The sequence below is a fragment of the Ruegeria sp. AN6 genome (assembly GCF_056540425.1).
The window spans coordinates 144,811-158,567 of sequence record NZ_JBQFWR010000006.1; the positions used below are offsets into that span (position 1 = coordinate 144,811).

The following is a 13,757-nucleotide window of genomic DNA, read 5'->3' on the forward strand; positions in this document are numbered from 1 at the left end:
GGCGCCGAGGAACCTCCTTCCTGAAATTGTTGGACAATTTTATCCCAAGCCCTAATCTCGGCCTGATTAAGGAAGAGGTACGCTATGCGCGATCTGCACAAGCCCGGACGGTCTGAAGTTCTGGCAACCGAAGGAATGTGTGCCACATCACATCCACTGGCTGCCAAAACAGCTTTGGACATTCTTGAACAAGGTGGCAATGCGATGGATGCCGCCATTGCGGGTGCTGTGCTTTTGGGCATTTGCGAGCCACAGATGACCGGCTTGGGTGGCGATTGCTTTGTTCTGTATAACCGCGCAGGTGAGAACACCGTGCGCGCACTAAACGGCTCAGGTCGTGCCGCGGCGGATGCTGATGCAGGGGCATTGCGAGATCGCGGACTAAGCTCCGTGCCTCTGACCAGCGCCGATGCGGTGACTATTCCTGGCGCCGTTGAGGCCTTTTGCCGATTGGCACAATCGGAGGGGCGATTGGGGCTGGAAGCGATTCTGCGACCGGCCATCCACTATGCTGAAATTGGCGTACCAGTTGCGCCGCGCGTAGCCTTTGATTGGCAAAACAGCGCCGCGACCCTGCAAGGTGCCGCACGGGATCACTATCTGAAGGATGGCAAACCCCTGCAAACCGGTCAGATTTTTCGGACACCGGGCCAGGCAGAGGTACTGCGCCGTGTGGCACGACACGGGCATGACGCGTTTTATAAAGGTGAGATTGCCGAAGACATGCTGGCGGTCTTGTCCGAACTTGGAGGCACACACACAGTACAAGATTTCGCGGCGGTTCAGAGTGACGAAGCGTCGCCTGTTCGTGGAGATTACGCAGGTGTCGATCTGTACGAACATCCTCCAAACGGTCAGGGCGCCACCGCAATCCTTTTGCTAAACATCCTGAAACATTTTGATTTGGCAGCACTCGACCCATTGGGGGCCGAGCGGGTGCATATCGAGGCCGAGGCCACCAAACTGGCCTATGACGCCCGCAACCGGTTCATTGCCGACCCCGATCATAGCAGCCGGATGGCGCATTTCCTTGCCCCAGAAACCGCTGCAAGCCTGGCTGCCCTCATAGACCCGAAACGCGCTATGCCCGCAGCCGCCCCTCTAACTGAATCCGTACACAAGGACACCGTCTATATCACGGTTGTAGATCGGGATCGCATGGCGGTTTCGCTGATCTATTCGATCTACCATGGGTTCGGGTCGGGCATTGCTTCCGAGAAGTTCGGAATATTGCTGCAGAACAGGGGGGCCGGGTTTAATCTTGAACCTGGACATCCGAATGAGTTGGCAGGTGGGAAGCGTCCTATGCACACCATCATTCCCGGCCTTTTGCGTGAAAATGGCCGGATAACGATGCCCTTTGGCGTCATGGGTGGTGCCTATCAACCGACCGGCCATGCCCGGCTTGTATCAAACCTGACGGATTTCAAGATGGAGATGCAGCAGGCCATAGACACCCCCCGCGCGTTTGCGGATGGAGGTGTGTTAAAAATGGAGCGCGGCTATTCTGACCCAATCAAACAACAATTATCCGATATGGGGCACATCATTGAAATTCTGGAAACACCCCTTGGGGGCGCGCAAGCCATTCGAATCTGTGACACAGGCATCTTGATAGGTGCAAGTGACCCACGTAAAGACGGCTGCGCTCTTGGATACTAAGCACTTACAATACAGCTACTGAATTCAGTTCAACTGAAAATGTAACGGGTATGATCCGTCCTGAAACGGGCCGAACATATTGGGGATGTCGGGGTGATCAACGGGCTCACCCGATTGGTCTTCGATCAGATTTTGTTCTGAAACATAAGCCACATAGAAGGATTGGTCGTTTTCAGCTAGCAGGTGATAGAACGGCTGATCTTTCAGAGGGCGGCTATCTTCGGGGATGGCTTGATACCATTCTTCTGAATTCGAAAATTCCGGATCGACATCAAAAATTACCCCTCGAAAAGGGTGTCTTTTATGTCGAACCACCTGTCCCAGGCGGTACTTAGCTTGTGTCTTTAACATTGTTTCGGCCCCCAAAGAGGTTACTACCTCTTTTCGGGTGGAAAAGCCAATCATTGAGTGGAAATTCGGGGAAACAGTCTGTGCACCTACTACTGACAGTGTTCGAAATCGTGGCCCCTGTGTTCCTTTTGGCTGGGATCGGGTTCGCATGGGTTAGGCTTGGATTTGAGTATCGGCTACAGTTTGTAACGCGTCTTGCGGTCACACTTGCGGTGCCCAGTCTGATTTTTGTCGCCCTGATGCAGACCAATATTCCGGGTGGGGATCTGACCCGGTTCACTATAGCGGCAATTGCGGCCCATATCGCGCTGGCAGCAGTGTTTTGGGCCTTTGTGCGAATGACCGGAATGGAGCAACGCACTTATCTGGCACCGCTTATCTTTGGAAATACCGGCAATCTTGGGCTACCGCTTTGCATATTTGCATTTGGTCAGGCAGGATTGGGTTATGCGGTGATCTTTTTGGCAGTGACCGCTCTGTTCTCATTCACCTACGGAATCTATCTGGTCGCCGGGCGCGGAGCATTTGGCAAGGTTCTGCGCGAACCCATGGTTTGGGCCACGTTGCTGGGGGCCTTATTTCTTTGGCGCGGGTGGCAAACACCTCTGTTTCTGACCAACACGCTGGAATTGCTGGGCCAGATGGCAATTCCGATGATGCTGATTACACTTGGCGTAGCGATTGCCCGACTGACAACCCAAAAACTGCAACAGGCGATTTGGCTTTCTCTGCTCAAGCTTTCTGTGTGCTTCGGGCTCGGCTGGGCTTTTGCCGCCGGTTTTGGGTTGGGGCCTGTGGCTTTTGGAGTGTTGGTCTTGCAGATGTGCACGCCAGTCGCCGTGACATCATACCTGCTGGCGGAAAGGTTCAAGGCTGATTCCGACGCCGTTGCCGGCATGGTTATGGTCTCGACGATGTTGTCTGTTGCAGCACTACCTCTAATTCTCGCTATTATTCTGTAACGATTGTGATTTCCAAAATGCTCAATCTGCGCTAGAATAAAGAAAAAAAGGCACGAGGCACATGAGCAGATTTCTTTTCGTACTCTTCGGGGTGCTGCTTTTGGCATCCTGTGGTGGCGGGTCGAAGCAGCCGCCAAGCAGACTGAATGACGCGTGCAGCATTGCGCGCGAAAAGCCCGACTATATCAAGGCCTTCAAAAGCACCGAGCGCAAATGGGGCGTTCCGGTCCACGTTCAGATGGCAACGATTTACCAGGAAAGCCGGTATAGGCACGACGCACGCACCCCGCACAAATATGTGCTGGGTGTTATTCCTATGGGTCGTCAAAGCAGCGCCTACGGTTATGGCCAGGCGCTTGATGGCACCTGGGAGCAGTATCAGCGCGAAACGGGAAAACGCCGCGCCAAGCGGGATCGTATTCGCGATGCGTCAGATTTCATCGGCTGGTACATGAACAAAAGCTATGAGCGGAACGGCATCCACCCCAGCGACACGCGCAACCAGTATCTGGCCTATCACGAAGGTCATACGGGTTACGCGCGCGGCAGCTACAACAGCAAGTCATGGCTGCTGAATGTGGCGAGTGATGTGGACGCCCGCGCAGAGCTGTATCAGGCCCAGTTGGCGAATTGCCGATATTGAACCTGTCGGGTCAGCGATTGCTTGACCCGATTCTGGCTTTGTTAGAAAATACATTTGAATCGAGGGTCCCCCCCTCGGTCAGAGGCCCAAGCAGAACGGTCGTCCGACTGCCTGCGTTGTCGTGTATCACCCATTTGCGCAGCTCAACCGGATCGGAAGTAAACATCAGTTCGATCCGGCCGCTTTCAGGGTTCTTGGGGTCCTGAGCCGTGACAATCGTAGCTGTTCCGTCAAAGTCGTGACCCACAACCATGTTGGCTTGTGCAAGATTGACATTGCGCGCCAAGACCAGAGACAGCGGAGTACGTTTCAAAGGGTACTGCTCGGGCGGTTGGTTCGATTTGGGGTCGAATATCTGCACCGTTCCGGCCCGTGCTAAAACCACCGCGTCATTTGGCGGATCATATTCAAACCGCATCTTACCCGGGCGCTGCAACCACAGCTTTCCGGTGCTCAACGAGCCATCATCATTTACTTGCGTGAAGGTGGTCTGAACCGTTTTCAACTGATTCAGATAGTTAGAGATCTGCGACAGCGGCAGCTTGTCCGCCGCCCATGCGGCAGGTGCGGCCAGTGTCAGAGCAAGGGCAAAAGCAATCTGTTTCATACGCCCCAGATAAGCGTTCTGCCCTTGTTATTAAATATCCTATTGCTCGGGGACGAGGATTTCACGTTTGCCTACGTGATTTGCCCCGGAAACAACGCCTTCGTCTTCCATCTGCTCAACAAGCCGCGCCGCTTTGTTATAGCCAATGGCGAGTTTCCGCTGAATGTACGAGGTTGAACATTTGCGATCCTTGATCACAATCGCCACCGCCTGATCATAAAGGGCGTCTTCTCCGTTGGTGTTACCACCGGTATTCAAGCCCAGAACGGCGTCGATATTGTCAGCCTTTTCCTCGGCCGGGCCATCGACTACGCCGCTCATGTAATCCGGCGGGCCGAACTGTTTCAGGTGATTGACGATTTCCTCGACCTCTTCATCTGAGACAAACGGGCCGTGGCAACGGGTAATCTTGGCGCCGCCCGCCATATACAGCATGTCGCCCTGCCCCAGCAGCTGTTCGGCGCCCATCTCGCCCAGAATGGTGCGACTGTCGACTTTCGAAGTTACCTGGAATGAAATCCGTGTCGGGAAGTTCGCTTTGATCGTGCCGGTGATCACATCGACCGAGGGGCGTTGCGTGGCCATGATCAAGTGAATACCTGAGGCACGCGCCATCTGTGCCAGACGCTGGATGCAGGCCTCAATCTCTTTACCTGCGACCATCATCAGGTCGGCCATCTCATCGACGATGACGACGATATAAGGCATTGCCTCAGGCGCGAATTCCTCGGTCTCGAACATCGGCTCACCAGATTCATCGTCGAATCCGGTCTGGACCGTGCGGCTGAACATCTCTCCCTTGGCCAGTGCGTCCTTCACGCGGCCATTGTAGCCCGCGATGTTGCGCACGCCCATCTTGGACATCTTGCGATAGCGATCCTCCATCTCGCCCACGACCCATTTTAGGGCCACGACCGCCTTTTTCGGGTCAGTCACAACGGGTGAGAGCAGATGCGGGATACCGTCATAAACGGACAGTTCCAACATCTTCGGGTCAATCATGATCAGGCGGCATTCATCTGGCGTCAGCTTATACAGCAAAGACAGGATCATCGTGTTGATCGCCACTGACTTACCTGAGCCAGTCGTACCCGCGATCAGCAGGTGAGGCATCTTCGCGAGGTTTGCCACCACGGACTCACCGCCGATATCCTTGCCTAACGCCAGTGGCAGGGCGTGATTGCCATCACCAAAATCCCGGCTGGCGAGGATTTCGCGCAGCACCACCATTTCACGGTTTTCATTGGGTAGTTCGATACCGATCACCGAACGCCCCGGCAGAGTCGACACCCGCGCCGACAGGGCCGACATCGAGCGCGCAATATCGTCCGCCAAACCAATCACACGGCTGGCTTTCAAGCCCGGAGCCGGTTCAAGTTCGTACATGGTGACCACGGGGCCGGGGCGGACGCTTACAATCTCACCCTTGACGCCATAGTCATCCAGCACGTTTTCCAGCATCCGCGCATTTTCCTCCAGCGCCTCATCACTCAGGTGATGACGCTGAATGCTGGCCGGGTTAGACAACAAGCCCAGCGGTGGCAGTTCGAAATCGGAATGCCGCTCCTCAAATGAAAGTGTCGGCTGCGCCTCGGCCTGCGCCCGGCGCGAAGGCGGGGGAGTGCGGCGAACCGGCTGAGCCACTACGGGCTTACGCGGTTCTGCCACCGGTATCTTAACCGCCTGTCGTGGTTGCGGCGCATGTTCAAGAGCATCCTCAAACACTGCCTCGTCTTCATAGTCCGGTTCGGCCACAAAATTATCCTGGGCCAAATAAGACGACTCAGAACCAGCAGTCATCGGCGGTTCGGGCGGCAAACCGGCAGATGTCATCGGAGGCTCAGGTGGCAAGTCATCTGCTACGCCAGAGTTCAATATCAGCGGATCCGGGCCCCTACCCCGCCCTTTGGTCAATGGCAGGCTCGGATCAGGTTCAGGCGTCAGCTCCCCTGCCGCGACCTTACGATTGCGTACCGCAGCCGAAATCTTGGACCGAATACGATCCTCGCCGGGCATATCGTAATAGCCTTCGACAGCGACGTTTTCGATCAACTCGGGCTCGGGCATCGGTTCGGGGCGGCGGATCAGCGATGGCATCCGCGCCAGAAGACCTGTCTTAGCTGCGGGCTCCTGAATTTCAGGCTCAGGGTCTTCAAAAACAGGATCTGCATAGGCCAGATCATCATCAAAATCCGCCTGCACCGCTACTGAGCGTTCTGCTTTACGCTCGGCCCACTGCGCCTTTCGATCGCGCGCGGCCTGCGCGGTCGCGGTCGCCCCTCGGCCCAGCGCATTCATCAGCAAGTCATAAGCCATGACCAGCCCCAACAAGAAGGCCCGGAAACCATTGCGCACATCGACTTTGGTAAAACCCAACACGAAAACGCCCAGCGCCAGCATCCCAACCGCCATCGCGAGCGACATCAGCTTGACAAGAAAATGGGAAGAGATCGGCAACAGCGTCAACAAAGCGCCCATCACCGTGTCACCAAACAGACCGCCCAACCCATAGCTATGCGTAGCGCGCCACTCAGCCCCCGGCACCAGCGTCGCTGCGTATACGGCCAGAACTGCAATCCAGATCGGAGCAAAAATCAAACGGGCAATGGCGCGATCTTCGCCAAAATGGCCAGCAAAGCGCACGCCCCATGTGACCAATACCAGCGCGACACCTAGGCTGCCCCACCCCACGATCATGAACAACGGTGCGGCGATCGAGGCCCCGATGCGCCCCATCCAATTCTGCACAGGTGCGTCGGTCGATACCATCCAGTTCGGATCGTCAGGCGTATAGGACCATACCATCGCGGCGGCTGCGAGCCCCAACAAGATCAGAGCGATCCCGATCAGTTCCTTACTGCGCCGTTCGATGGCGGCTTGCGTGGTGCTGTCCAGCAGCGGGTCACGGTTGCGCGCGTTCAATGATGCCATTTTGCCCTCGTACCTCACGAATAGACGCAGTCGCGGAGTGTAATTAACCCGCGCTTCATCTCTGTTTTTGGGGCCACCATAGCGACCCTGATAAATTGCTCGCCCGGGTTTTGCCCCGGATCACCTTGGGAAAGATATGCGCCCGGCAGAACCCGAACGCCGGTTTCCTGCCAAAGCTTCAATGCGGTTTCTTCGCCGTTTTCGACCGGCAGCCACAGGAAGAACCCGGCCTCAGGCGGCATGTAACCCTGCACACCTGCAAAGACCTCATCCGCGATGGCGTATTTCTCCTGATAGAGAGCGCGGTTCTCCTGCACATGCACCTCATCGGCCCAGACTTTGGCAGCGGCGGCCTGCAACGGTGCAGGCAAGGGGGCACCTGCATAGCTGCGCAACAGCTTGACCTGTTTTATTGTCTCAGGCCCACCCGCGATAAGCCCGGACCGCAATCCGGCCAGATTTGATCGCTTGGACAGTGAGTTGAACAGAGTAACCCGCTCGGGATCAGCACCCAGCTCCTGTGCAACGGTCAGCGCACCGACCGGAGCGGTGTCGCGGTAGATCTCGGAGTAACACTCATCGGCAAAGATGCGAAAATCGTATTTCTCGGCCAATTGGATCAGTTCAGCCCAATAGTCTCGCGATGCGACCGCCCCCTGAGGGTTCGCGGGTGAACAGATATAGGCGACGGCCGTGCGATTCAGCACCTCTTCGGGCAAACTGGTGTAGTCTGGCAAATGGCTGGTCGCAGCGGTTGCGGACACAAAATAGGGCTGCGCTCCGACCGAGATCGAGGCGACCATATAGACCTGATAAAATGGGTTAGGGCACAGAATGATCGGCTGCTGGCCGTTCTTCTGTTCAGGGCACAGTGCCATCGCGGCATTGTACAACCCCTCGCGGGTGCCGTTCAGAGCCATCACATTGGTATCTGCATCCATCGACACGCCATAGCGGCGGTTGACCCAGTCAGCGATTGCAGCGCGCAATTCGGGCGAGCCCTCGTTTGGCGGATAGCCTTGAAATCCGGCGGCGTTTTCCATGATCACGTCGGTTACCCAGGGCGGGAAATCGTGCTTGGGCTCGCCAATGGTCATGTGAACGATATCGCCACCCGGTTGATGATGATCCAACAGGGCGCGCAGACGCGGGAATGCATATTCCGGTAGGTTCGAAAACCGCTCGGGGTAATTCATCATACTGCCTCAATATCGGGGTCATTTTGCGCCCCGTTTCTTGGCAGATTACAGATCGACCCGGGTCTCGTCCAGACAAAGAGGTTCCGAATCAGGGGATTGTGGCATTCAGGTCAAAGCACCTTCGGCGGCTGATCCGAGCCGTAACAGGGCCTCTTCCGACCCCGGATAGCCCAGCATCATCAGCCCGCAACCGGGTGTTCCCGTGGGCAGAGTCAGCGCAGCAAGCCCCATCAGATTTCCAATCCTTGTGTTTCGGAGGGCCAAGAGATTTTCAGTGACATAGTAGTCATGATCATTCATCAGCCGGTCGAGATTGGGCGGTAGGATCGGCGCCGTCGGCGCAAGCACCGCGTCAAACCCGGCGGTCGCCGCGTCCCAGGCCTGACGGCAGGCAGTCAGCTTTGACCAGGCAGCCACGTAATCCGGGCCGGTATATGCTTTGCCCATGCGGAACCGTTCCAGGATTTCGGGATACATCGCTTCAGGGTTCGCTTCGATCAGGTCGCGCCACAGACCATAGGCTTCGGTCGTATAAAGCACACCTGAAAGTCCCATCGCATCGTTCAACTCGGGCACTTCAAGCGGAACAATCTCGGCCCCGGCCTCTTTCAGACGCACTAGCGCCTCATCATAGGCCTTGGCAGGTGCCTCGCGCAGATCATCTTTGGCCACGTTCTGCAAATCAGCAAAGCGGCGACCTTTCAAAGAGGCCCCGCGCAGATCAGCCGGGGCTGTGCCCTCCAGCGTAGCCAGCATATGAGCGGCATCCTCAACAGACCTTGTCAAAGGCCCAACCGTATCGAATTTCAGGCAAAGCGGTACGACGCCTTCGAGGCTAACGCGCCCCGCCGTGGTTTTGAGCCCCACAAGATCGTTCCATGCAGAAGGAATGCGTACCGATCCGCCTGTGTCTGATCCGATACCGCCAGCTGCAAGACCCCATGCTACCGAGGCCCCTGCCCCTGAGGATGAACCTCCGGGTACGGCCTCTTCGTCGTTCACACACGGAGGTGTGGCCGTCACAGGGTTGAGGCCCAAACCCGAGAACGCCAATTCGCTCATATGCGTTTTACCCAAACAGACCGTGCCCATCGCGGTCGCGTTCCGTACCACCTGCGCGTCAGAATCGGGCACGCGGCCTTTTAGCAGGGCCGAACCTGCCTCGGTTCCGACGCCTGCCGTGTCAAACAGGTCTTTCCAGCTGATCGGAACTCCATCAAGCAATGATCGACGCAGGCCAAGTTTGACCCGCTCTTGCGCTGCTTGTGCCTCGGCGCGGGCGCGATCGTGGGTAACACAGGCGTAAATGCGATCGCGATGAGGGTGAGCGTCAATCGCCGCCAGGTAGGTTTCGGTCAGCTCTACCGGATCGATCTGCCCCATTCCGATACCACGGCCCAAATCACATGCCGTCATGGTCAGCCAGTCTTGCATCCGGTCCCCTCCAGTTAACTCCGTGTCCGGACGGTAGCGACAGGACCGCACATGGACAATCCCGAATGGGCACGCATATTGCAGCACATGGAACACAGATCCGACATCCTGATCGTTGGCGGTGGCCTGAATGGCCCCGCTCTTGCGCTGGCGCTGGCTCAGACCGGGCATTCAGTCACCGTAGTTGATGCTCTGGCAGAGAAGGTGCGCAAGAACGCGGCCTTTGATGGGCGTGCTTACGCACTGGCGCTGGCCTCGCAACGTCTTCTGGACGCAATCGGCGTTTGGGAAAAGGTGGAAGAGCACGCCCAGCCGATGCTGGAGATCAAGGTTACCGACGGCCACGCCGGTGGTGGACCTTCCCCGTTCTTCATGCATTTCGATCATGCTGAGATCGAAGAAGGTCCAATGGGCTATATGGTCGAAGACCGTCACCTTCGGCGCGCCTTTCTGGAAGCCATGGCCGAGCATGCCAGGATCACTGAAATCAGCGGCAAAACGGTTGTATCTCAGGACATCACAGCACTCGGAGCGACGCTGACGCTAGACGATGGTTCGACTCTGTCTGGCAATCTTTTGGTCGGTTGTGATGGTCGTCGCAGCGGGACTGCAATGCGCGCTGGGATAAAGCGCACGGGATGGGACTATGGCCAGACTGCTTTGGTTTGCGCCATAGAACACGAACTGCCCCATCACGGAATTGCCCATCAATTCTTCATGCCCCCCGGCCCGCTGGCGATTCTGCCTCTAACCGGGAACCGTAGTTCCATCGTGTGGAGCGAACGCAGTGAGACGGCCAAACAGATCAATGCCCTGCCCGAGGCAGATTACCTGCAGATCCTGCGCCCGCGCTTTGGTGATTTCCTTGGGGACATCCACCTGCAAGGCGACCGGTTCACATATCCGCTGAACCTGACAATTGCCAATTCCTTCATAGCGGATCGACTGGCCTTGGTTGGAGACGCCGCCCACGGCATGCACCCCATTGCCGGGCAAGGCCTGAACGCGGGACTGCGCGATGTGGGGGCCTTGGCCGAGGTCCTGACTCTTGCTGGCCGACGTGGCGAAGATATCGGATCAACGCTGGTACTGGAGCGCTATCAGGAGTGGCGTCGGTTCGACACCGCCTCGCTCGCAATGGCGACGGATGTGTTCAACAAGCTGTTTTCAAACGACAACCCTCTACTCCGCGTGGGCCGGGATATCGGTATGGGCATTGTCGGATCTCTGCCCGGGCTGCGCCGGGGCTTTGTGCGCGAGGCAGCCGGGCTGACCGGTGATCTGCCGAAACTGCTGCAAGGGCGCCCGATTTAGTCCAGTTCGCGCGCCTCATCCACAAGCATCACCGGGATACCATTGCGGATCGGGAAGGCTAGCCCGGCGGCTTTGGAAACGAGTTCCTGCCGCTCGGCATCATAGTGCAGCGTCGTGTGCGTCTGCGGACAAATCAACGCCTCAAGCATGTGGCGATCAAATGCGTGTTCGGGTGTGCTCATTGCAAATGTTCCTCATTCGATCCGCCACGCATGGCGAACTCAATCAATGTCACCAAGGTCTCGCGCCGGGTACGCAGGCAGGGGGCTTCAAGCAGGGCCTGCTTTTCCTCAGGATCGAATTCGAGCATCATCGACAGCGAATTGACCAAAAGCTCGTCGTCCGCGTCTTTCATCGTGTCCCAATCGGTCGACAACTGGCGCGATGAGAAAAACCGTTCCAGTAGTTTTAGGAACCTGTTTCGATCAAAACCATCATCCACTTCGGCCTTGCCCAAATCACGGTCGAACCCATCCCACGACACCGAGGCGCGCCTATAAGGGGTGAAACTGTCCAGTTCTGATTTGACCCTAAAACGCGATATACCAGTCAGAGTGATCAGATAGCGACCATCTTCAGTCTCGGAAAACTGCGTGATGCGGCCAGCGCAACCGATTTGATGCAGCTTGGTCTCGTCCCCCTGACAGGTGTTCGGCTGCACCATCCCGATCAGCCGCTCGGACGTTTTCAGAGCGTCATCCAGCATCTGGAGATAGCGCGGCTCAAAAATGTGCAGCGGTAGGCGCGAGCGCGGCAACAGCAGCGCTCCGGGCAGAGGAAACACAGACACCGTTTCCGGCAGATCAGCGGGGTGCATCATGTAGACGAGTGTAGCCCTGATCGGAATTTAGGCAAATATCATCGAGCTGAGCTTGCGCCGTCCGTTCAACACGATCGGATCATTGGGCTTGAGCGCATCGAAGATCGTGAAGAGCTGAGCCTTGGCCGCGCCCTCATTCCATTCGCGATCGCGGCGGAACAGTTCGAGCAATTGAGCGACCGCCTCTTCAACATCACCGTTGGCATGCAAGGCCTGCGCAAGATCAAATCGGGCTTGATGGTTGTCAGGTTCAGCCTCAACCGCCGCAGTCAATTCACCAACCGGCCCAGCATCCGCCGCCTGTTTAGCCAGTTCGAGCTGCGCATGGGCTGCTTCAACCTCGGGCGAAGTTGAAATCTCGGCCGGGGCACCGTTGAGGATGGCTTCAGCCTGATCAAGATCACCCAGCGCGATATGCGCCCGTACTAGCCCGCCATAAGCTGCAGCGTGGTTGGCATCCTCGCCCAGAATAGCCGCAAAGGTTTGCGCCGCGTCAACGGCCGCCCCTTCAGTCAACATTTCTTCTGCGGCCTGAACCGCATCGTCCAGCTGATTACCGGGGCTCTCACCACCTGCGGCTTCGATCACGCGATCAATAAATGCCTTGATCTCAGACCCCGGCAAGGCGCCTTGAAATCCGTCAATTGGTTGCCCCTTATGAAAGGCATAGACGGTCGGAATCGACTGCACACGCAACTGGCCCGCGATCATCTGAGCCTCATCCACGTTGATCTTGACCATCTTGACCGCGCCCTTGGCTGCGGTCACCGCCTCTTCCAGTGCCGGGCCTAGCGTTTTGCAAGGACCGCACCATGGAGCCCAGAAATCGACGATGATCGGCATCTCTTGCGAGGCTTCGACCACATCGGCCATGAAAGTGGCCTCGGTCCCATCCTTGATCAGATCAGTGGTATCAGGGCCGGCTGCGCCGTTCAAAAGATCCATGGTATTTACTCTCAGGTTCGTATTTGCGCTCTATATGCAGCCCCGCAGTTCAGAAACCAAGGGCTGAGTCGAGCGTTTTTACATCAATCAGACGTCGAATGTCGCAAAAACCGGCGCATGATCGCTTGGTTTCTCCCATCCACGCGCATCGCGCAAAACTCGGCTGGAATGGCCAGCGTTCGAGATATCAGGCGTGGCCCAGACATGATCCAGCCTGCGCCCCTTATCTGCCGCGTCCCAATCCCGCGCCCGGTAGGACCACCAGCTATAAAGCTGCCCTTCGGGGATATCCTGCCGGGTAATATCGACCCAGCCACCCGCATCCTGCGTCTCGGCCAGCGCTTCAACTTCGATCGGCGTATGCGAAACCACCTTGAGCAGTTGTTTGTGCGACCAGACATCATCTTCGCGCGGGGCAATATTTAAATCGCCAACCAGTATGGACTTTTCCGGCTTCTCTGCATGGAACCAGTCCCGCATATCGGTCAGGTAGTCCAGTTTCTGACCAAACTTCTCATTCACCTCGCGATCCGGGACGTCACCTCCGGCGGGAACATAGAAATTATGGATGGTCACACCATTTTCCAGCCGACCCGCGATATGGCGTGCATGACCCAATCCCGCGAAATCTTTATCCCCCACTTCCTCGAGCGGTAACCGGGACAGGATGGCGACACCGTTATAGCCCTTCTGCCCCCGCGCGATCATATGCGTGTAGCCAAGCTCGGCAAATCCCTCTGTCGGGATCTTGTCGACCGGCGACTTGCATTCCTGCAGGCATAGGACATCCGGCGCCTCTTCCTGCAGCAATTTCAGCACGATAGGCTCACGCAGGCGGACCGAGTTGATGTTCCATGTGGCAAGGGTAAAGGGCATATCGGAAAGTTCC

At 56.9% G+C, this 13,757-nt stretch carries 13 protein-coding genes; 4 read left to right on the forward strand and 9 right to left on the reverse strand.

Going from position 1 to position 13,757, the window contains the following annotated elements; all coding sequences use genetic code 11:
• Positions 1-84: 84 nt before the first annotated feature.
• A complete protein-coding gene (locus tag ACR0MQ_RS11805; RefSeq protein WP_480608365.1) occupies positions 85-1,662 on the forward strand; it encodes a gamma-glutamyltransferase family protein in 1,578 nt (525 codons plus the stop codon).
• A 24-nt stretch (positions 1,663-1,686) separates the two neighbouring features.
• Here the strand turns inward: ACR0MQ_RS11805 and hspQ are convergent, their stop codons facing one another.
• Positions 1,687-2,013, reverse strand: coding sequence for a heat shock protein HspQ (gene hspQ, locus ACR0MQ_RS11810; protein WP_010440833.1), 327 nt, complete (start codon positions 2,011-2,013; stop codon positions 1,687-1,689).
• A gap of 80 nt (positions 2,014-2,093) precedes the next feature.
• Between hspQ and ACR0MQ_RS11815 the strand changes: the two genes are divergently transcribed.
• Together ACR0MQ_RS11815 and ACR0MQ_RS11820 are read left to right on the forward strand one after the other, a co-directional pair.
• Positions 2,094-2,975, forward strand: a complete 882-nt coding sequence (locus ACR0MQ_RS11815) for an AEC family transporter (RefSeq protein ID WP_480608368.1) — start codon at positions 2,094-2,096, stop codon at positions 2,973-2,975.
• 61 nt (positions 2,976-3,036) lie between these two features.
• Positions 3,037-3,618 (forward strand): transglycosylase SLT domain-containing protein, encoded by a 582-nt coding sequence (locus tag ACR0MQ_RS11820; protein ID WP_010440829.1) that lies wholly within the window; start codon positions 3,037-3,039, stop codon positions 3,616-3,618.
• A 10-nt stretch (positions 3,619-3,628) separates the two neighbouring features.
• On the opposite strand, the gene ACR0MQ_RS11825 is transcribed toward ACR0MQ_RS11820, so the two are convergent.
• From ACR0MQ_RS11825 to ACR0MQ_RS11840, 4 genes are all read right to left on the reverse strand, one after another.
• A complete protein-coding gene (locus tag ACR0MQ_RS11825) occupies positions 3,629-4,225 on the reverse strand; it encodes a LolA family protein (protein WP_170545217.1) in 597 nt (198 codons plus the stop codon).
• A gap of 39 nt (positions 4,226-4,264) precedes the next feature.
• Entirely contained in the window at positions 4,265-7,156 is a 2,892-nt protein-coding gene (locus ACR0MQ_RS11830) for a DNA translocase FtsK (RefSeq protein WP_170771539.1), read from the reverse strand.
• Positions 7,157-7,170: 14 nt separating this feature from the next.
• Positions 7,171-8,352 (reverse strand): aminotransferase class I/II-fold pyridoxal phosphate-dependent enzyme, encoded by a 1,182-nt coding sequence (locus ACR0MQ_RS11835; RefSeq protein ID WP_170771711.1) that lies wholly within the window; start codon positions 8,350-8,352, stop codon positions 7,171-7,173.
• A gap of 108 nt (positions 8,353-8,460) precedes the next feature.
• On the reverse strand, positions 8,461-9,789 hold the full coding sequence (locus ACR0MQ_RS11840) for an amidase (protein ID WP_480608373.1): 1,329 nt from the start codon (positions 9,787-9,789) through the stop codon (positions 8,461-8,463).
• Positions 9,790-9,840: 51 nt separating this feature from the next.
• Here ACR0MQ_RS11840 and ACR0MQ_RS11845 point away from each other — a divergent pair, with 51 nt between their 5' ends.
• Positions 9,841-11,103, forward strand: a complete 1,263-nt coding sequence (locus ACR0MQ_RS11845; RefSeq protein WP_480608376.1) for an FAD-dependent monooxygenase — start codon at positions 9,841-9,843, stop codon at positions 11,101-11,103.
• Here ACR0MQ_RS11845 and ACR0MQ_RS11850 read toward each other — a convergent pair.
• The 4 genes from ACR0MQ_RS11850 to ACR0MQ_RS11865 all read right to left on the reverse strand — a co-directional run bounded on the left by ACR0MQ_RS11850 (position 11,100) and on the right by ACR0MQ_RS11865 (position 13,744).
• A complete protein-coding gene (locus tag ACR0MQ_RS11850; protein ID WP_010440817.1) occupies positions 11,100-11,285 on the reverse strand; it encodes a Trm112 family protein in 186 nt (61 codons plus the stop codon). The genes ACR0MQ_RS11845 and ACR0MQ_RS11850 overlap by 4 nt on opposite strands.
• On the reverse strand, positions 11,282-11,923 hold the full coding sequence (locus tag ACR0MQ_RS11855) for an LON peptidase substrate-binding domain-containing protein (RefSeq protein WP_010440815.1): 642 nt from the start codon (positions 11,921-11,923) through the stop codon (positions 11,282-11,284). Before ACR0MQ_RS11855 ends, ACR0MQ_RS11850 begins: the two co-directional genes overlap by 4 nt.
• A 27-nt stretch (positions 11,924-11,950) precedes the next feature.
• Complete coding sequence (locus ACR0MQ_RS11860; RefSeq protein WP_480456600.1) at positions 11,951-12,868, reverse strand: tetratricopeptide repeat protein; 918 nt, start codon at positions 12,866-12,868, stop codon at positions 11,951-11,953.
• 87 nt (positions 12,869-12,955) lie between these two features.
• Entirely contained in the window at positions 12,956-13,744 is a 789-nt protein-coding gene (locus ACR0MQ_RS11865; protein ID WP_480608380.1) for an exodeoxyribonuclease III, read from the reverse strand.
• Between the last annotated feature and the right edge of the window lie 13 nt (positions 13,745-13,757).